The organism is Sporosarcina gallistercoris, from assembly GCF_014836415.1.
In the GTDB taxonomy this organism is placed as follows: domain Bacteria; phylum Bacillota; class Bacilli; order Bacillales_A; family Planococcaceae; genus Sporosarcina; species Sporosarcina gallistercoris.
This window is the reverse complement of sequence record NZ_JACSQY010000005.1, coordinates 1-19,381: the sequence shown is the minus strand read 5'-3', so window position 1 is coordinate 19,381 and position 19,381 is coordinate 1. Positions and strand designations below refer to the sequence as shown.

The 19,381-nt window shown below is 41.8% G+C and carries 23 protein-coding genes and 1 riboswitch; of the genes, 19 read left to right on the top strand and 4 right to left on the bottom strand.

What is annotated here, in order from left to right; all coding sequences use genetic code 11:
* Window positions 1-124: 124 nt before the first annotated feature.
* The gene (locus H9659_RS08100) at window positions 125-403 is read left to right on the top strand and encodes a CD3324 family protein (protein WP_191689443.1); all 279 of its coding nucleotides are present in this window, start codon (window positions 125-127) and stop codon (window positions 401-403) included.
* Between the two features lie 147 nt (window positions 404-550).
* Entirely contained in the window at window positions 551-1,201 is a 651-nt protein-coding gene (locus H9659_RS08095) for a FusB/FusC family EF-G-binding protein (protein WP_191689442.1), read from the top strand.
* A gap of 519 nt (window positions 1,202-1,720) precedes the next feature.
* On the opposite strand, the gene H9659_RS08090 is transcribed toward H9659_RS08095, so the two are convergent.
* The 3 genes from H9659_RS08090 to H9659_RS08080 all read right to left on the bottom strand — a co-directional run bounded on the left by H9659_RS08090 (window position 1,721) and on the right by H9659_RS08080 (window position 3,255).
* Window positions 1,721-2,149 (bottom strand): hypothetical protein, encoded by a 429-nt coding sequence (locus H9659_RS08090; protein WP_191689441.1) that lies wholly within the window; start codon window positions 2,147-2,149, stop codon window positions 1,721-1,723.
* A gap of 66 nt (window positions 2,150-2,215) precedes the next feature.
* Window positions 2,216-2,554: a translation initiation factor 2 gene (locus H9659_RS08085; protein WP_191689440.1), complete on the bottom strand. Its 339-nt coding sequence runs from the start codon at window positions 2,552-2,554 to the stop codon at window positions 2,216-2,218.
* Between the two features lie 275 nt (window positions 2,555-2,829).
* Window positions 2,830-3,255 (bottom strand): ferritin-like domain-containing protein, encoded by a 426-nt coding sequence (locus H9659_RS08080; RefSeq protein ID WP_191689439.1) that lies wholly within the window; start codon window positions 3,253-3,255, stop codon window positions 2,830-2,832.
* 475 nt (window positions 3,256-3,730) lie between these two features.
* Between H9659_RS08080 and H9659_RS08075 the strand changes: the two genes are divergently transcribed.
* Window positions 3,731-4,300: an MEDS domain-containing protein gene (locus H9659_RS08075; protein ID WP_318240708.1), complete on the top strand. Its 570-nt coding sequence runs from the start codon at window positions 3,731-3,733 to the stop codon at window positions 4,298-4,300.
* A 259-nt stretch (window positions 4,301-4,559) separates the two neighbouring features.
* Here H9659_RS08075 and H9659_RS08070 read toward each other — a convergent pair whose 3' ends face one another.
* Window positions 4,560-4,826, bottom strand: a complete 267-nt coding sequence (locus H9659_RS08070) for a hypothetical protein (RefSeq protein WP_191689438.1) — start codon at window positions 4,824-4,826, stop codon at window positions 4,560-4,562.
* A gap of 395 nt (window positions 4,827-5,221) precedes the next feature.
* Window positions 5,222-5,323: riboswitch (purine riboswitch) on the top strand.
* Between the two features lie 136 nt (window positions 5,324-5,459).
* Between H9659_RS08070 and purE the strand changes: the two genes are divergently transcribed.
* The 16 genes from purE to H9659_RS07990 all read left to right on the top strand — a co-directional run bounded on the left by purE (window position 5,460) and on the right by H9659_RS07990 (window position 19,142).
* Window positions 5,460-5,948, top strand: coding sequence for a 5-(carboxyamino)imidazole ribonucleotide mutase (purE, locus tag H9659_RS08065; RefSeq protein ID WP_191689437.1), 489 nt, complete (start codon window positions 5,460-5,462; stop codon window positions 5,946-5,948).
* Window positions 5,932-7,065, top strand: coding sequence for a 5-(carboxyamino)imidazole ribonucleotide synthase (gene purK, locus H9659_RS08060; RefSeq protein ID WP_191689436.1), 1,134 nt, complete (start codon window positions 5,932-5,934; stop codon window positions 7,063-7,065). Before purE ends, purK begins: the two co-directional genes overlap by 17 nt.
* 64 nt (window positions 7,066-7,129) lie before the next feature.
* Entirely contained in the window at window positions 7,130-7,849 is a 720-nt protein-coding gene (gene purC / locus H9659_RS08055; RefSeq protein ID WP_191689435.1) for a phosphoribosylaminoimidazolesuccinocarboxamide synthase, read from the top strand.
* A complete protein-coding gene (gene purS / locus H9659_RS08050; protein ID WP_191689434.1) occupies window positions 7,842-8,096 on the top strand; it encodes a phosphoribosylformylglycinamidine synthase subunit PurS in 255 nt (84 codons plus the stop codon). The genes purC and purS overlap by 8 nt, the downstream gene beginning before the upstream one ends.
* A complete protein-coding gene (purQ, locus tag H9659_RS08045) occupies window positions 8,093-8,779 on the top strand; it encodes a phosphoribosylformylglycinamidine synthase subunit PurQ (RefSeq protein ID WP_191689433.1) in 687 nt (228 codons plus the stop codon). The genes purS and purQ overlap by 4 nt, the downstream gene beginning before the upstream one ends.
* Entirely contained in the window at window positions 8,763-10,982 is a 2,220-nt protein-coding gene (gene purL / locus H9659_RS08040; protein WP_191689432.1) for a phosphoribosylformylglycinamidine synthase subunit PurL, read from the top strand. The genes purQ and purL overlap by 17 nt, the downstream gene beginning before the upstream one ends.
* On the top strand, window positions 10,967-12,379 hold the full coding sequence (purF, locus tag H9659_RS08035; protein WP_191689431.1) for an amidophosphoribosyltransferase: 1,413 nt from the start codon (window positions 10,967-10,969) through the stop codon (window positions 12,377-12,379). The genes purL and purF overlap by 16 nt, the downstream gene beginning before the upstream one ends.
* A gap of 19 nt (window positions 12,380-12,398) precedes the next feature.
* Window positions 12,399-13,433: a phosphoribosylformylglycinamidine cyclo-ligase gene (gene purM / locus H9659_RS08030; protein WP_191689430.1), complete on the top strand. Its 1,035-nt coding sequence runs from the start codon at window positions 12,399-12,401 to the stop codon at window positions 13,431-13,433.
* The gene (purN, locus tag H9659_RS08025; RefSeq protein ID WP_191689429.1) at window positions 13,430-14,017 is read left to right on the top strand and encodes a phosphoribosylglycinamide formyltransferase; all 588 of its coding nucleotides are present in this window, start codon (window positions 13,430-13,432) and stop codon (window positions 14,015-14,017) included. Before purM ends, purN begins: the two co-directional genes overlap by 4 nt.
* An 85-nt stretch (window positions 14,018-14,102) precedes the next feature.
* Entirely contained in the window at window positions 14,103-15,635 is a 1,533-nt protein-coding gene (gene purH / locus H9659_RS08020) for a bifunctional phosphoribosylaminoimidazolecarboxamide formyltransferase/IMP cyclohydrolase (RefSeq protein WP_191689428.1), read from the top strand.
* Between the two features lie 51 nt (window positions 15,636-15,686).
* On the top strand, window positions 15,687-16,958 hold the full coding sequence (purD, locus tag H9659_RS08015; protein ID WP_191689427.1) for a phosphoribosylamine--glycine ligase: 1,272 nt from the start codon (window positions 15,687-15,689) through the stop codon (window positions 16,956-16,958).
* Between the two features lie 237 nt (window positions 16,959-17,195).
* Window positions 17,196-17,711, top strand: coding sequence for a hypothetical protein (locus tag H9659_RS08010; RefSeq protein ID WP_191689426.1), 516 nt, complete (start codon window positions 17,196-17,198; stop codon window positions 17,709-17,711).
* A 14-nt stretch (window positions 17,712-17,725) separates the two neighbouring features.
* Window positions 17,726-18,106, top strand: a complete 381-nt coding sequence (locus H9659_RS08005; protein WP_191689425.1) for a hypothetical protein — start codon at window positions 17,726-17,728, stop codon at window positions 18,104-18,106.
* 21 nt (window positions 18,107-18,127) lie between these two features.
* Window positions 18,128-18,283 carry a hypothetical protein gene (locus tag H9659_RS08000; RefSeq protein WP_191689424.1) on the top strand — a complete coding sequence of 52 codons (156 nt, stop codon included), beginning with the start codon at window positions 18,128-18,130 and terminating at the stop codon, window positions 18,281-18,283.
* Window positions 18,284-18,454: 171 nt separating this feature from the next.
* Window positions 18,455-18,709, top strand: coding sequence for a hypothetical protein (locus tag H9659_RS07995; protein WP_225217735.1), 255 nt, complete (start codon window positions 18,455-18,457; stop codon window positions 18,707-18,709).
* A gap of 274 nt (window positions 18,710-18,983) precedes the next feature.
* On the top strand, window positions 18,984-19,142 hold the full coding sequence (locus H9659_RS07990) for a hypothetical protein (protein WP_191689423.1): 159 nt from the start codon (window positions 18,984-18,986) through the stop codon (window positions 19,140-19,142).
* Window positions 19,143-19,381 lie beyond the last annotated feature (239 nt).

The window sequence follows — 19,381 nt, the reverse complement described above, 5'->3', positions numbered from 1 at the left end:
CAAAGCCAATAATTAGGAAGGCGATACTTTGCTTGGGGCGAATTATTTAATCTTATCGCTATGAGTTTTTCTGACCAATTGGCTTTGCTCCCATTTATCTATACAAGATAAGGAGCGAGTGAAATTGCCGTATATTAACGCACAGAAGGTTTTACCTGAACAGCTTATAATTGAAATCCAAAAATATGTGCAAGGGGAAACGCTTTACATCCCTAAGCATGAAAATGAGTATCAAAAATGGGGAGCTTCCAGCGGCAGCCGAAAACGGTTAGATCTCCGAAATGCAACAATTCGAGAAGCTTTTACAAAAGGTGCTTGTATAGAGGATCTAGCTCAGGAGTATTATCTCTCAGTTGAAACCATTAAAAAGATTGTCTATTCACATCATAAAAATATGTGTTGAAATCCCCCCGTGTCAATGGTGAACCCATGTGCACGGGGCTTTGTTATGTAGAGAACGTTTCTAACCGATTCTTGCTCTAGTCGGGTATCACATATGCCTTTAAACTATGGATATGGAGTAAAAGTTGGAACTTAGGAGTGAAGCGCGATGATAGAAAAATTTATAAAAAATGATCAGTTTAATTTCATCAGTAAACAAGTGGCATTCATTAAAGACAGCACGAAGCAACATATTCCTCCCCGAGTGCTAGCCTCCGTGTATGAGTTATCAAATGAAAAAATCATGAACTGTGTTCCCAATATAACTCCAGAGCAGAAAAGAATATTGGATTTTTCTACGTTGAAGACAGTAGAGGACTATGACCAAGCTATGATGGAGCTAGAAGCCTATCGCTTGCCTTTTCCAACGGTGACAGAGCAACAGCTTAAAAAACTTTTCCCCAAAAGCAAAAAACTGAAGCTGCCTGATTTAACTGGTGTTGACTTGACACGTGTCACATACTTAAGTTGGAACGATAGCAGGTCCAATAAAAAATATTTACTTTATGACCTTGACGGACAATTAGTTGGTATCGAATGTGCATTTTCCCTTTCTACGAAGAATAACACATGTTCCATATGCAAATGTCAGTCAGACGTTACCTTCTTCACTACAAAAACTAAAGAGAGGGATCCAAACAATCCGGATTATTTCAGATCGATCGGCAATCTTATTTGCGCTGATAGTAATAAATGCAATAAAAACATAACGGATGTAGCTTATCTAGAAGCATTACTAAGAGATTCTCTGCGAAAGTAACCAAATATACTTATTTTCCTTTTAGATAAAAAACGTCTTAACCTTCAGATTTTCGAAGGTGAAAAGAATTTCTACAATTATCCAGTCAGTGTTGATTTCAAAGATGCTGAAAAAGAAGAACATCGATTTGAGTATTGGAGTGGATCCCCGAATGGTGAGGAAGAGACCACATTAATGATGAAACTGCCAGAGTCTTCAATACAAAATCCGATTACTTTAAAAATCAATGGATATCCCAGTTAATTAGAACAAGAACATCCAGCCACAATAGAGCTGAAGTAAGCATGAAAGAACAAATCTGTTAAAATTCAGAATTTAGAGAGCTTGTACTCAGACAAAGACGAGTCTTACCAATAAAAAAAGAAAAAGAGAACCCAACATGATTGGTGTTCTCTACTTCTAATCAATGAATGAAGTTAAGGTTTTATCAAGACTTCCTCTTGGGGGTTGAATCGATATATCTGTTTGATTTCCTTGGGAGACTAACAATAGAGTGTCAAGTTCACTGGAAATCTCTTTTTATATGGCAATTACAAAATTTCTCGGACTTAAATCTGCAGTACATGCTTCAGCTATCGGAGAAAAATCGACTGTTAACTCTTTTGTTTCGGCTTCTACCTTCATCGTGTCAATTTCATATGTACAACTGCTAGATTCGAACATACCGATAAATACGAAATCGTTTTTCTTTAAATTAACTTCAGGAATGTCTCCTTCGAGAGTAAACTGATGCCACATCACCTCATAATCTTGCTGATTTGTGACCCGAGCTACAACAGGTTTTTTAGGATCTTGCACTACAGCAATATTTTCTAATTCACTCGGCAATGTCTTTTCAGATGCAACCAAATTGATGCTTTCAAATGATTGGCGTTCTTTTTCGTTTGACGTACACCCTGCAACCATTATTGCTAAGCATGTTACAAAAAGTATTAGTGACTTTTTCATGAAATAAATCCTCCTGATATATATGGGAAAATGAGTAGAAGCGTTATACGAAGAGTTAGCATGAGATTACGATGTTAATACCCGTTCTTCTGTAAGTAGTAACTGATTAAGAACAGGTTTCTTGTAAAAATACTTTATCTTATTTATTTTTTTCCATTTCTTCAATTTTTTGGTCAATAAGTCAATTTGTTTTTGCATGGAGTCAAATTGGTTGGATTGATCTGCTTGCGTTTGTGCATCTTGAATACTAGAAATCTCTAATTGTTGTAATGCGATTCCTGCTCCGATCGACTGAAGTCCATCACCTAATGTGGAGAGTAATGTGCCGATTAATCCAATCCTTGCAGCGTAAATTTCTGGAGAGACACTATTTTCACTTTGCGGATTATAATTACGGTTATTCATTGTTACACATCCTTTATTGGATAATGATTTCTAAGTATAGTATGAAACTATGCGAAAATGATGTAGTGAATTGAGGGCCATTCGTACACTTTTAAATTGTGGATGAATATCTTGTCTTATAAGAATTATGTGCTAAGTGAAAAGATGATTGGAAGAAAGAAGAGGAATCGCTAAAAAATCACCTTTGATTATTTTTAGCGATTCACAAACAATTTAACACACCTTCCAAATGTGAAAAGCGACAAAAAAGACTTTTTTAGCAGATTGGTAGCCCTTTAAAGGAGATTCAAAAAATACAAATACCAAACTGCATGATTTTGTTCGTCTGCAGAAGTATTGGTAAACACATTTTTTATGATTGGATTATCAGTACTTCTAGCTATCTTGTGATAAAAATCAACGGTTTCCTGTTCATCGATGAATGCAGCGAGTACTCCGGCTTTATAATCCGGAGAACATTGTTTTGTCATTTTTGGTGTTGGTTTTTTATCAGTTAAAGAAAAATATAGGTACCAAAAGGTTTCGTAGTGCCTGATTTCATCATTTCTGATTTCAAGAATACGTTTCTTTATATCAGCATTTGGTGCCTGACTAGCCAATATTTCATAGCATGCTATCGCCGTATACTCACCATCAATCGCTTTTAAAATATCGTTTAAGATTTTTGTATCTGTAGAATCCTGCACTGAGCTTTGATTCAATTTGGAATCCCCCTTTTCCTCAAGGTATGTGGAAACGTATTAACATGTAACTTGTATTAGTGGGGAGCAAACGTTTTGAACGTATAGAAAAACTTCTGAATTCAAATCTTTCGTGCTGTGTAAAGGATAGACTCTTCAACATTCTCACTCCACTCAAAGTATTTCCTCTTAAAAAATCTCTGAGTTCGTCAACCATCTCTTGCCTATAGTTTGAAGCAGGGGTCTCAAAAAAGATAGCTGTACCAATCGAGAAACGATGATGGTAAGATGTCCTCCCTAAGTCATTAACTTAGGTAAAATCATTCATAATAATGATTTTAATTACGAAGTCCATGTCATTTAACCTGTAAAAAGGATCTGCGCAAAAAATGTCGAATGTTTAAACTATCTTTTATTCTAATAAAGTAATAAAATGGATCTACGAACATGAATTCTATTTAAAGGGGTGAGAACCATAGTTGAAATAGTAAATGATGTGGAGAAAAGTAAAATCCAACGATTATTTGATGAACAAATGCATGCTCATGTTTTGTTTAAGTATAACGATAGTAAGGATTATTTTCACCAGCTTTTGAACTATATCCGAGATGGGATCACAGCAGGTGAATACGTAGTTTTGGTCGAAAACGAACGAAATCATCGGCTGATTATGAACGAGCTCAGCACCCGATTTACCGACAAGGAAATGGAGTATGTCCATTATGTAAACAGCATTCACTTCTATTTGTCGAGTGGCAGTTATTCTCCTTCCGCAATCGAAGAATACTTTACGAAAACAGTCCAACCGTACGTAGAAAATAAAATTTCATTCCGATCTTGGGCTCATGTAGAGTGGGCAAGCTTGAACGGACCTTCTCACCTCATCGAAGAATTTGAGAATATAGTTGACCAGGCAGTCATGCAAATACCATTTTCTTTGATTTGTGCATATGATAAAAATAGAATGCCGGATTATCTCAAAAAGAGTTTGTATAAAACGCATCCTTATGTATTGCTTGATAATGAGTTAATTGTGTCAAAAGAATATCAGTCACGTGATAAATAGATATATTGAAAAACGTCTCCCCATAAAAGGAGAGACGTTTAGCTCTTATCAAGAAGAACACTTATGTATCCTTGTGATTTGAACCCGCTAATCCATTGCCATACTTTTCTTCCGATAGAAAAGTGGTTACAAAGTTTTAGAAACGTTATGCCGAAAAGTAATTACCCCGCTTACTGGTCAGTTAGCAGAGGGTAATTGCTTTTTTTCTAAGTGTCTAGTGCATATCGCACCAAGATAATGGAAACCCGGTATGTGCTAATTAGAATCGTGCTGATCTTACTTTGGCTAGTTCATATGTCAATTTGTCAATTTGCTTTTGCATGTTTTCAAACTTATCATCTAACTCTTTTTGGTCTTGTTTCTCACTTTCACCATTGCTTAATTCTTCATCGATTGCAGCAATTACCGAGATGGTTGCTATGCCGTCTGCAATAGTTATTAGAATGGATGATATGAGCGCAAGCCTTAGACTTGCACTTATTGGGGTTGGTTCCTCATTTTCTTTGCTGGAGTTAGCATGATCCAAAAGAACAACTCCTTTCTCTTACGTCATTTAGAAGAATCCCATTAAGTTTATGCTTGTATTTTTAAGCTCATGCATTTCAAAAGGAAATTGCTATACATGCGACGGGTGGCGAAGTGTAAATGAGATGGTTTCCTCCCATAACAACCCTCTGCAGATGAGGAGCAAAGAATTATTAAACTGAACGAACTGACGAATTCCATTGAGACACAAGAAATCTACTATTGGTAAGAGCAACAAAGAAATGATTTGGTGTGTTTTTTAACGAAACGATGAAAACCGCTTAAGTATACTGCTTTTTAACCCTCTAAAAACCAAATAATACGAACGTTTAATAAAAATAATTATAAAACATTCGCTTTTCTGTTGACGCCCGGTTAAGTGATTGTTAAGATGATTACGAACTTACTTATATCTCTCATATATACTCGGGAATATGGCCCGGACGTTTCTACCCAATAACCGTAAATTGTTGGACTATGAGAGAAAGTGCATCCTTAACACAGGATAGGTATGCCCTTTTTTCTAAAAAGGCGACTTATCCCGGACAGGGAACTTTCTCTTCTACGAGAAAGTTTCCTGTCCTTTTTTTATTTCTACTCGTTAACTTTGTATCCAAATGTGGGAGGGAAGACAGTGAACGCACAAGTTGGAGTCATTATGGGAAGTGTTTCCGATTGGGAGACGATGAAACATGCGTGTGAAGCATTGGAACAAATGAAGATTCCCTATGAAAAACAAGTGGTTTCGGCACATCGTACTCCGGATTTGCTGTTCAATTATGCAGAAAGCGCACGCGAACGAGGCATACAGGTCATTATCGCTGGGGCTGGCGGAGCTGCTCATCTACCTGGTATGACAGCTGCGAAAACCACGTTGCCTGTCATTGGTGTTCCTGTTCAAACGAAGGCCTTAAATGGAATGGACTCGTTACTTTCAATCGTTCAGATGCCTGGCGGAGTGCCTGTAGCGACAGTCGCGATTGGAAAAGCGGGTGCCGTCAATGCTGGATTACTGGCTGCGCAGATCATTGGCAGCAATGACCTTGAAATTGCACATAGATTAGAAACCCTTCGAAATGAAACGAAAGTAAAGGTGTTAAATAGCAATGAACAACTTATCTAACGTGATTTTACCAGGACAGACAATTGGAATCATCGGCGGGGGGCAGCTTGGCCGCATGATGGCTTTGTCTGCCAAGGCTATGGGATTCCGTATAGCGGTCTTAGATCCGACAACGAACTGTCCGTGCGGTCAAATAGCAGATATTGAAATCAGTGGCGCTTATGATGATCTAGATGCGATCCGACAACTCGCTGAAGTGAGCGATGTCATAACCTATGAATTCGAAAATGTGAGTTTTGAAGCGTTAGCGTGGTTAAAAGAAAATAGTTACTTGCCTCAAGGAGCGGAACTATTACAAATCACTCAAGATCGGATCACAGAAAAAAAGGCGATCACAAATGCGGGAGTACCAGTAGCTCCCTACGGCATCGTTAAAAATGTGAGCGATATTCATGAAATCGTCAGTACGGTAGGCTATCCGTGTGTAATGAAAAAAACACGTGGGGGATACGACGGTAAGGGACAGATTGTCATTCATTCAGAATCTGATATTGAGCTGGCTTCAGGGCTCCTGAATAATAGCACGTGTGTCATTGAAAAGTGGATCCCTTTTACAAAAGAGATTTCTGTAATCGTCACTAGGAAAACGAATGGCATGATGAAGTGTTTCCCTGTTGCAGAAAATATCCATCACGAAAACATTTTGCACAAAAGCATCGTGCCTGCACGTATCAGTGAAGAAGTATCACGGAAAGCTGTGAAACTTGCTGAGCAACTAGCCACTCAGCTTCACCTCGTTGGAACGCTAGCTGTTGAAATGTTTGTAACTGAACAGGAAGAGCTTATTGTAAACGAATTGGCACCACGCCCCCATAATTCAGGTCATTACACGATGGAAGCTTGTCAGACATCACAGTTCGAACAGCACATACGGGCAGTCTGTAATTGGCCATTGGGCGAAACAGATTTAATGAGTCCTGTCGTAATGATCAATATTCTTGGTGAACATCTGCAGGACATCCTAAACGCAATTTCGGAATTAGAAGATTGGAAAGTTCATCTTTACGGGAAGAAAGACGCGATTGTTAAACGAAAAATGGGTCATGTCAATGTTTTGAGAGACTCGGTGGAGCTAGCTCTTGATGAAATTGAAGTGAGTGGGATTTGGAGTCATTGACCAGAACGAGCTAGCAAGTGGCTGCTGGAACAAAACATTATTCTTAACTTCGGAGGTTCTTCAAATGGAAAAGCGAGAATTGCTGTATGAAGGCAAGGCGAAGAAGATTTTTGCAACAACGGACGAAGGTGTCGCCTGGGTGGAATATAAAGATGCGGCAACAGCTTTCAATGGTGAGAAAAAAGAGGAAATCATCGGCAAAGGTGCATTGACGAATGGAATTACGAGTTTGCTATTTTCAAAGCTCCATGAGGCAGGAATTCCTACTCATTTCATCAAACAGATTTCCTCCACAGAGCAGCTCGTCAAGAAAGTTTCGATTATCCCACTTGAAGTGGTGACACGCAATGTAGTTGCGGGAAGCCTATCCAAGCGACTCGGGCTGGACGAGGGACAGCTGTTAAAACACAAACTCGTTGAATTCTATTACAAGGACGATGCGCTTGGTGATCCACTACTTACAGAAGCCCATATACAAGAATTGGAGCTTGCGACTAAAGAAGAAGTCCACCTCTTACAGCAAAAAGCTTTGGAAGTGAATACCGTTTTAACAAACCTCTTTGCCGAACTAGGAGTTCGTTTAATAGACTTTAAGCTGGAATTCGGAAAACTTGCAGATGGTGAGATTCTTTTAGCAGACGAAATCTCTCCGGATACGTGCCGCTTGTGGGACTCCGAAACAGAAGAAAAGCTCGATAAGGATGTATTCCGCCGTAATTTAGGAAGTTTAGTAGATGTCTATGAAACGATTTATACAAAACTAGGAGGTCGTCAGTATGTTTAAAGTAAAGGTCTATATCACGTTAAGAGAAAATGTTTTGGATCCTCAAGGAGCTGCCGTGAAATCTTCACTTCACAGCATGTCATATGAAAGCGTTTCTGATGTGCGGATCGGTAAATATATGGAACTGACGATTGAAAAGAACAATCGGGACATCGATGAAATCGTGAAAGAAATGTGTGAGCGTCTGTTGGCGAATACGGTTATTGAGGATTATCGTTATGAAATCGAGGAGGTTGTCGCGCTGTGAAATTTGCTGTGATTGTCTTTCCGGGCTCCAACTGTGATATCGATATGTTTCATGCTATTCAAGACGAACTAGGTGAAGAAGTTGAATATGTTCCGCATACAGCAGAAAGCTTAGAAGGCTATGATGGCATTCTTTTGCCTGGCGGTTTTTCGTACGGAGACTATTTGCGCACAGGCGCCATCGCCCGTTTCTCAAAAGTCATGGGAGAAGTAGTAAAGGCAGGAAATGCAGGAGTTCCGATACTAGGTGTTTGTAATGGGTTCCAGATTTTACTGGAAGCAGGCTTGCTGCCAGGTGCGATGAGAAAAAATCGAGACCTTGCTTTCATTTGTAAACCGACTCAGCTGAGAGTTGTGAACAACAACACGATGTTTACAAGCAATTACGAAATAGACGAAACGATTACCTTGCCGATTGCTCATGGAGAAGGCAATTACTATTGCAATGAAGAAACGTTGGCCATGTTAAAGAAAAACAACCAAATCACGTTTACGTATCATGTTGAAAACCCGAATGGCAGTCTGGAAGATATAGCAGGAATAACGAATGCGCAAGGAAATGTGCTTGGAATGATGCCCCATCCTGAACGTGCCGTCGATGAATTACTAGGAAGTGCTGACGGTTTAAAACTATTTCAATCAATCGTAAGAAATTGGAGGGAAAGCCATGTCGTTAATGCTTGAACCAAACCCCGAAATGATTAAATCACAGCGAGAATATGCAACAATGGGTCTTACAGATGAAGAGTTTGAGATGGTCGAGAACATCCTCGGACGGACACCGAACTATACAGAAACAGGTTTGTTTTCAGTGATGTGGTCTGAACACTGTTCCTATAAAAATTCTAAACCCATTTTACAAAAGTTCCCCACAACCGGTGAAAACGTGCTCCAGGGACCTGGTGAAGGAGCAGGGATCGTGGATATTGGTGATGGTCAGGCAGTTGTCTTCAAAATCGAAAGCCATAATCACCCTTCTGCAATTGAACCTTATCAAGGTGCAGCAACTGGAGTAGGTGGGATTATACGGGATGTATTTTCAATGGGGGCTCGTCCGATAGCGGTTTTGAATTCTCTCCGTTTCGGTGAATTGGAGAGTGCTCGTGTCAAGTATTTGTTCAAAGAAGTGGTTGCAGGGATTGGCGGATATGGGAACTGTATTGGTGTCCCAACAGTCGGCGGTGAAATTCAATTCGATCCTTCATACGAAGGGAATCCGCTAGTCAATGCGATGTGCGTCGGATTGATCAATCATGAAGATATTCAAAAAGGTCAAGCTCATGGTGCCGGCAACATTGTCATGCATGTCGGTGCGAAAACAGGACGCGATGGTATCCATGGAGCAACCTTTGCATCGGAAGAATTGACGGATTCTTCAGATGGGAAACGTCCGGCAGTACAAGTCGGAGATCCTTTCATGGAGAAACTGCTGCTGGAGGCGTGCCTTGAACTCATTCAACATGATGCACTTATCGGGATCCAAGATATGGGTGCAGCAGGGCTTGCGAGCTCATCTGCGGAGATGGCTTCTAAAGCTGGTATGGGAATCGAGATGAACCTTGACCTCGTCCCACAGCGTGAACCTGGTATGACCGCTTATGAAATGATGTTGTCAGAGTCGCAAGAGCGGATGCTCATTGTTGTTAAAAAGGGAAGCGAACAGGAAATTGCTGAGTTGTTTTCAAAGTATGGGCTTGAAGCAGTGGCTGTCGGTTTCGTTACAGAAGAAAAGATGCTGAAGCTTACCCATCAAGGGGAAGTGGCTGCTTTTGTTCCTGTGGACGCTTTAGTGAAAGAAGCGCCAGTCTACCACAAACCATCTGCGGAACCGCAATACTTCCGTGATTTCCAAGCGATGTCAAACGCTGCCCCTGTCGTCGTTAACTTTAATGAAACACTCGTTAAATTGCTTTCACAGCCGACCATTGCAAGTAAGGAGTGTGTTTACCGGCAGTTCGACCATACGGTTAGGACAAATACAGTCGTTCCTCCAGGTTCGGATGCGGCTGTAGTACGGATTCGTGAAACAAATAAGGCGCTTGCAATGACGACTGATTGCAATTCCCGTTACCTTCACCTGGACCCGGAAACAGGAGGGAAAATCGCTGTAGCTGAAGCGGCTCGTAATATCATCTGTTCAGGAGCAGAACCACTAGCAGTGACGGATAACTTGAACTTTGGAAATCCCGAGAAGCCGGAGATCTTCTGGCAAATCGAGAAGTCTGCGGACGGGATCAGTGAAGCTTGCAGAGTGTTAAGCACGCCTGTAATCGGAGGGAATGTATCCCTTTATAACGAGACGAATGGTGTGTCGATTTATCCGACCCCTGTTATTGGCATGGTAGGGCTCATAAAGGATCTTGCTCATATCACAACCCAGGAATTCAAAAAGCCCGGTGATGTGATTTATGTGATCGGGGAAGCAAAAACAGAGTTCGGCGGCAGTGAGTTGCAAAAAATGACGGAAGGGAAAATCTTCGGTAAATCTCCTTCTATTAACTTGGAACTGGAAAAGCTTCGTCAGCAGCAGCTCTTGAGAGCAATTCAAAAAGGATGTGTCGCTTCAGCTCACGATCTATCTGAAGGCGGTCTCGCTGTTGCTTTGTCGGAATCCTTGTTTGGAACGGAGCTAGGGGCTCGGATTATTGTGGATATGGACGCAGTTTCGGAATTATTCAGTGAAACCCAATCCCGGTTCGTTGTATCCGTTGCACCGGAACATCGTGATGCTTTTGAAGCGATTGTGCAAGATGCAAGGTGTGTAGGTACTGTCACAAATAATCGGTTTTTGACCATATCCCATGAGCAAGAAGGACTTCTAATCGATACTCCTGTCCAATCATTAGAGCAAGCTTGGAAAGGTGCGATTCCATGCTTGCTGAACTAAAGGGATTGAATGAGGAATGCGGCTTGTTCGGAATCTGGGGACACCCGGATGCTGCGCAAGTTACCTATTACGGATTGCATAGTCTTCAGCACCGTGGCCAAGAAGGTACTGGAATGGTTCTCGCTCAAGATGGAAAACTGATCAGTTCGAAAGGTGAGGGCTTGGTCACAGAAGTTTTCACTGAGGAGAAAATGCAAAATTTATCTGGTAATGCAGCAATCGGTCATGTCCGTTACACAACGGCTGGCGGGGGTGGTTATGAGAACGTCCAGCCTCTATTATTCAACTTTCAAAGTGAATCCATGGCAATGGCCCACAATGGGAATATCGTGAATGCCGATCAGTTGAAAGCTCAGCTGGAAGGACAAGGAAGTATCTTTCATAGCACTTCTGATACTGAAGTATTGGCGCATCTAATCCGAAAAGGCGGCTTTTCAGAATTGAAACAGCGCATAACAAATGGGCTTAGCTCATTAAAAGGCGCTTATGCTTACTTGATCATGACGGATTCGGAAATGTTCGTCGCCATGGATCCGAATGGACTCAGACCTTTGTCTCTTGGAATGTTAGGTGACGCTTATGTCGTAGCATCTGAAACGTGTGCGCTGGATATCGTAGGAGCAGAGTTTCTCAGGGATATTGAACCGGGGGAGCTTCTAGTTATCAATGATGAAGGAATCACAAGTGAACGATTCGCCACTTGTTCACAACGATCGATGTGTACGATGGAATATGTCTATTTTTCCCGTCCAGACAGCAACATTGATGGCATCAATGTCCATACAGCTCGGAAGAATCTAGGAAAGCAACTCGCAGTGGAAAAATTAATCGAAGCGGATGTTGTTACAGGGGTTCCTGATTCCGGAAATTCCGCTGCAATCGGGTATGCAGAAGCAAGTGGCATCCCTTATGAAATGGGTTTACTCAAAAATAGATATGTTGGCAGGACGTTCATTCAGCCTTCCCAATCCCTCAGAGAACAAGGGGTGAAAATGAAACTTTCGCCAGTTCGCGGAGTTGTGGAAGGGAAAAGAGTTGTCATGGTGGACGATTCCATAGTCCGTGGTACGACAAGCAAACGGATTGTCAGGATGCTGAAGGAAGCTGGAGCGACGGAAGTACACGTATTGATCAGCTCGCCGCCTATTAAAAACCCCTGTTTTTATGGAATTGACACATCCGACAAAGAAGAATTGATCGCTGCTAAAAAGTCAGTAGAAGAAATTCGTGAACTGATTGGAGCGGATTCTCTGACATTTCTAAGTGTTGAAGGTACCGTTGAAGCGATTGGAAGGCAGTTTGAAGGCGAAAACCGGGGACAATGTCTAGCCTGTTTTAACGGAAAGTATCCTACAGAAATCTTTTCGGACCAAGAAATAGATTTCATAAAAAGCTGAGCGAAGGAGATTTCAATCCATGTCAAAAGCATACAAATCAGCGGGAGTAGATATTGAAGCGGGCTACGAAGCTGTATCACGCATGAAAAAACATGTACTGAAAACGATGCGTCCCCAAGTGCTGAGCGGACTGGGCGGATTCGGTGGAATATTCGACTTATCCCAGCTGGATTTAAAGGAGCCAGTACTTGTTTCAGGAACAGATGGAGTAGGGACGAAGCTCATGCTTGCAATGATGATGGACCAACACGATACCATCGGAATCGACTGTGTGGCCATGTGTGTGAACGATATCATTGTACAAGGTGCAGAGCCACTCTATTTTCTGGACTACATCGCTTGTGGAAAAGCGGAGCCAGAAAAAATAGAGAGCATTGTGAAAGGAATCGCGGATGGCTGCTCACAAGCTGGCTGCGCGTTGATCGGCGGTGAAACAGCTGAAATGCCTGGCCTGTACAGCGAGGAAGAGTATGACGTCGCAGGATTTACTGTTGGTGCCTGTGAAAAGAAAGACCTAATTACAGGACAGAACATTCAACCTGGCGATTGTATAATCGGTTTGGCTTCGAGCGGCATTCATAGTAACGGTTATTCGCTCGTACGAAAAGTTTTGCTCGAGGATGCAAAAATGAAGCTCGCGGAATTCCTTCCCGAACTTGGTTGTTCTCTTGGAGAAGAGCTGTTGAAACCTACCAAAATCTATGTGAAATCCATTTTGGATGCAATGAAAAAATTTGACATCAAAGGAATGGCACATATCACTGGTGGCGGATTCATCGAAAACATCCCAAGGATGATGCCAGATGATTTAGGTGTTGAAATCGAGTCCGGTACGTGGGCTATCCAGCCTGTATTCAAGCTGATCCAAGAAAAAGGGAACATCGCCCGAGAGGATATGTATAATATCTTCAACATGGGTATTGGAATGGCGCTTGTAGTGGAAGAGGAAACAGCGGATGAACTCCTTGATTTGTTTGAAAAACACGGGGAACACGCCTATCGAATCGGTCACGTTGTAAACGGATCCGGTGTGGCGATCTTGGGTGAGTCATGAAAAAAATTGCAGTATTTGCTTCCGGAACGGGCAGTAATTTTCAAGCATTGGTGGATGCGGTGAAAGCCGGTACACTTGAAGCGGAAATTCGCTTGCTCGTATGTGATCAGCCGTCTGCAAGTGTCTTACAAAGAGCCCGTAAAGAAGAAATCGACAGGTTATCCATTTCACCGAAGGATTTCCCTGATAAGGGAGCATTTGAAACGGAAATTGTGCAACAGCTTAAATTACGGGAAGTGGAATTCATCGTTCTTGCAGGATATATGCGGCTCATCGGACCCACGCTATTACAGGAATATCCTGGAGCAATCGTCAATATCCACCCTTCCTTGCTGCCAGCTTTTCCCGGTAAGGATGCAATCGGACAAGCAATTGATGCAGGGGTCCGGGTAAGCGGTCTGACGATTCATTATGTGGATGCCGGTATGGATACAGGTCCGATTATCGCTCAAAAAGAAATCAGGATCCATTCCGATGATACAAAGGATGAGCTGCAAAAACGGATCCAGCAGCAAGAGCACGTGATTTACCCTGAAGTACTTCAAGAACTTTTCACCAAAGGGAAAAAAAGTGTATCTCTCTAACATAGAAGTCAATTATTTTTATTGAGCGGCAGAAACAGCTCGAGGTGAGCAGCACACTTTAGCAAAAATAGGGAGGAACTATCGAATGAAACGAGCATTGATCAGTGTTTCCGATAAAACAGGGATAATTGAGTTTTCAAAAGGTCTCAAAGAGGCAGGGTTTGAAATCGTATCTACAGGGGGAACGAAAAAAACACTTGCAGATAATGGAATTGAAGTCATCGGGATTGAGGAAGTAACGAAATTCCCTGAAATCATGGATGGCAGAGTGAAAACGTTGCATCCGAATGTACATGGCGGTTTGTTGGCGAAAAGGAATGATAATGACCATCTCGCACAACTAGCCGAACACCATATTCAACCGATCGATCTCGTTTGTGTCAATTTATACCCTTTTCAGCAGACAATTGCAAAACCTGACGTGACTCCCGAAGAAGCGATTGAAAACATCGATATCGGCGGTCCTACAATGCTCCGTTCCGCTGCGAAAAACCACGAATTCGTCACAGTTATTGTGGATCCGGCAGATTATGAAGCGGTCCTTACGCAGCTAGCGGAAAATGGTGACGTTACAAAGCAGAAGAAACGTCAGCTTGCTGCAAAAGTATTCCGCCATACAGCAGCTTATGATGCAGTGATATCGGAGTATATGACACAGCTGGCAGAAGAAGAGAACCCTGAAAGTTTGACGCTCACATATAACTTGAAACAATCCCTTCGGTACGGAGAAAATCCACATCAACACGCTTCATTTTACCAAAAACCACTAGGCTCTAAGTTCTCTGTTGCCTACAGTAACCAACTTCATGGCAAGGAACTTTCCTATAACAATATTAATGATGCAGACGCAGCGTTACTAATCGTCCGTGACTTTGATCAACCAGCCGCGGTTGCAGTGAAGCATATGAATCCATGCGGTGTAGGTGTCGGAGATACATTGGCTGAAGCTTTCAAGAAAGCGTACGAGGCGGACTCGACTTCGATTTTTGGTGGAATTATCGCGTTGAACCGAGAAGTGGATCTAGAAACGGCAACCATGCTGCGTGAAATCTTCTTGGAAATCATCATTGCACCTTCTTTTACAGATGAAGCTTTGGAAGTCTTGACGGCAAAAAAGAATATCCGCCTTTTGACTGTCGATTTCGTAGGGGAACGGAAAAACGAGCGGAAAACTACGTCGATCCTAGGCGGATTACTAGTACAGGACTTGGACACATACGGATTAGATGAGGCAACCATTACGATTCCTACTAAACGTGAGCCTTCTGAAGAGGAGTGGGCGGCATTGAAACTGGGATGGAAAGTCGTGAAACACGTGAAATCCAATGCCATAGTCGTTAGCGGAGAAAAGATGACGTTTGGAATTGGCGCAGGTCAGATGAATCGAGTCGGGGCTGCGAACATTGCGCTCGCACAAGCAGGTGAAAAAGCAACTGGAGCCGCACTCGCATCCGATGCATTTTTCCCGATGGATGATACAGTCGAAGCTGCAGCAAAAGCTGGAATTACTGCGATTATCCAGCCAGGCGGCTCAGTACGCGACGAAGATTCCATTAAAAAGGCAGATGAATATGGGATTGCAATGGTCTTTACAGGCGTCCGACACTTTAAACACTAAGATCTATATGAAGAAACCGTACATAATTCGATTACACACAGAGGTGATTCCATGAACGTATTAGTGATTGGCAGAGGCGGTCGCGAACACGCGCTCGCAAAAAAATGCTCGATGAGTCCACGTGTCCAAACGGTTTTTGTAGCTCCGGGCAATCCAGGAATGGAAGATGTCGCACAACTTGTTCCGATTGCTGAAGAGAATCATCAGGAACTCATTGCATTCGCTAAAGAACAGCACATTTCCTTAACCATCATCGGAGCCGAAGTGCCTTTGGTCAATGGCATAGTGGACGATTTCAACGCGGCAGGTCTGCCAGTATTCGGACCTGACAAACGCGCATCCATTATTGAAGGAAGCAAAACCTTCGCAAAAGAGCTCATGAAAAACTATGGAATCCCTACTGCCGCCTATGAAACCTTTACCGATTTAAAACCCGCCATAAAGTATTTAGACGAAGTCGGCGTTCCAATTGTCATCAAAGCAGATGGGCTCGCTGCTGGCAAAGGCGTTGTCGTCGCCCAAACGAAAGAAGAGGCAGAGGAAGCACTTCAAGAAATGCTCGTGCAGGCGAAATTCGGGGAAGCGTCAGCATCTGTTGTCATGGAAGAATTCCTGGAAGGCGAAGAGTTTTCTTTAATGGCCTTTGTAAATGGAAAGAATGTCTATCCAATGGTGATTGCTCAAGACCATAAGCGTGCATTCGACGGAGATACTGGTCCGAACACTGGGGGGATGGGAGCCTATTCTCCGGTACCGCAAATTCCAGAAAACACGATCGCTGAAGCTATCGAACGAATCGTGAAGCCTGCTGCACATGCCATGGCAGCAGAAGATCGTCCTTTTACCGGTGTGCTCTATGCAGGATTGATCGCAACGGAACAAGGTACGAAAGTCATCGAATTCAATGCGCGCTTCGGAGATCCGGAAACCCAAGTCGTTCTCCCTCGGCTGAAGAATGATTTGGTCGAAACGTTGCTCGCTGTCCTCGCAGGAGAGCATTACGAGCTAGAATGGGATGAAGCATCGGTGATAGGAGTGGTCATTGCTGCGGAAGGCTATCCGGGTGTATATATCAAAGGGACTCCGCTTGTTGGATTGGATAAAATTGGCCCAGATATAGACATATATCACGCAGGAACTTCTAAGAATGTAAACGGGGAGTACGTGACGAATGGCGGTCGAGTACTAATTGCGACTGCGAAGGGTGAGGATCTTCTTGCTGCGCGTGCGATAGTTTATACGGAGTTAGAGAAGATTGATAAAGCGGAAGTTTTTTGGAGAAGTGATATCGGGCATCGTGCCATTCAGTATGATTTTTCGTGAAAACTATAATGACTGTTTGAGTCCTACGTATAATTTTATATAACACGTCGAAAATAGATATTTCTCTTTTTTGGTAGTTATCACTATGTATAGCCACAGTTTGTAGATTTATCTACAAACTGTGGTTTTTTGGCATTTGGGCTTGGAATGAAGAATAAGCAATACATTTAAATTCTACTTGCTTTTACGACGTATTAGGCGGATGATACGGCACATGGTATTGGGAATAAAGCAACGTTGAAAACAACCGATAAATCATCGATTGTTAACGCAATGAATGAGCTTTTTACAAATGTCAGTAATGGAAAACAAGCGGTAGGTACTGCGATTACTGACGTTGACTATAGCGTGTTAGTACCTACCAACCCGACATTTCAACAGTTGGCTGCTGCGATTGGGCAGATTAGTACGGGAAAGAAGTGGGCAATGGGCACAGCAAATAAGATAAGCCCTGGTTTAGAATTTATAGTCAACACCAACGGAAGTAAATTAACTGCTGAATACATTAACGTGTCAGGACTAGAGTTCTCTCCTAAAACGATTTATTATGTTGACCAATCAAATTACAATCTAGGAGCGGTATCAGTTGAAGAAGGATGGCCGTTTTATAACCCAACAAATGGTTTTTATGGCGTTAACACGACGAGCAGACAATATAGGGTGACTGGTAACTGTTATATTTCTGAAAATGGTTTTCAGGTGCCTATAGGAGGAGGAACTTCTGTTGTTTGGCATTGGATTGCGTTTGAATAAAGGGAGGGATGACTTTGAGATGTATAGTAAGAAGAATCTTTTACGATAAAATCACGGGAAATATCTTGCTCGATACAGGAGAGCGACGGGGGTTGGTAAAGACCACCACTATCGAAGAGGACATAGCAAATTATGTTGTACTATCAGAACGAATCCGAGCAACTTTTGGGGCAATTGAGTTAAGTTGTGGTCAATACGCGCAAGACTTCACAGAATCAAATGGCTATCGTGTCAACCCGGAAACGAAACAGATTGAGTTCAGTTATCCAGACCCTAATGAACCGGAAGTTGAGCAGCCAAATCTATCGCCGTTGAGTGAATCGGTGAACAGTAACATGGAGTACCTTGTAGACGTAGACTTCCGTCTTTCGATGATTGAAATGGGATTACAATAAAAATGACTGGAGGAATTTATAATGACACCAACATACAGAGCTTGTAAATCATTAGTGGATCGCGCAGCATATTCATCGAAAGAAGATATGCAGTTTAAATTGGATATTTTCTTGTTGAACGACCGGTTGTCCCAGACAGAGTACGATGAACTCACCGGACAACTCGGCGCTGCGTAATCGGACCCTAACGTGTCGTAGCAACGTCTTATCTCAGGGGTTTTTAATTACTCCGACTAGAGTGGGTATAGTGCGATGAAATAAATTTTATTCCTCAAACGATCCATTTAACGGAATAGAACTAGAAGTTTCAATTAGAACATAATTTAGGGAGAGCTGGGATAGAAAGTAATGTATACAGAATGGGGTGTTAAAATGAATTTGTTACTTTGGATAAAGGTTGGGTTTATTATAGTAGGATTTTTTGTCCTTATTTCAATGAAAAAATACATGGAGAAAAGAGTTGCTCTAGCAATTGAATACAAGGATATTATGGAAGGCAAACAGATATCACCTTACCCCGTTGTATGGTGGATATGGGGAGCTGTTCTTTGGGGAGTAATAAGCATCTTTTTAATCGCATGGTCTTTTTCTGCTTACACGTAAAATGGATTTTGGGGATGAAGAAATTCATTTTTTTGAAAGACTGTATTTAAAAAATCGGGCGTGTTTGTAGAACAACATTAAATCATCATTTGACGTTCTTATTAATGATGCACTCGGACCATAACGTGTCGTAAAAACACCTTATAAGAGGTGTTTTTTTATGACTAACAATTTGGTGATTATGGTACGATGGAATAACTAGATTTTGTTCCGAAAACGGGCCATTTTGTGATATGGAATATTATTTAATAAGAAAAGAGAGAGGTGAGGAGATGTGGATGCGGTTGATGCTGGCATGAATATCATATTTTTTATCTTTATCATTTTTCTAATCTCAAGAGTCGCCAATTTTATTAAACATACAAAAGATAAATTAGAAGAAATGGATAAAAAGATAGATGAGATAAGAGAGTACTTAGACAACAAAGATTAGCTAGCGTTAATAAATGGACTTCTTAAAAGAAGTGTTTTTTTATCTCCCGATTAGGTAATTTCGGTAAGATGGAATAAATATTGTTATTCAATTATCGGGCATTTGTATATTTTATTAATGGATGCGTATTTAATGCTGGTTGCTATTATCACGTCAACAGTATGAATAGGCTACACTTACTTAGACAATAAAGATAGGGTCTTGTAGAATACAACCAAAGAGATGAGGAGAATCTACAT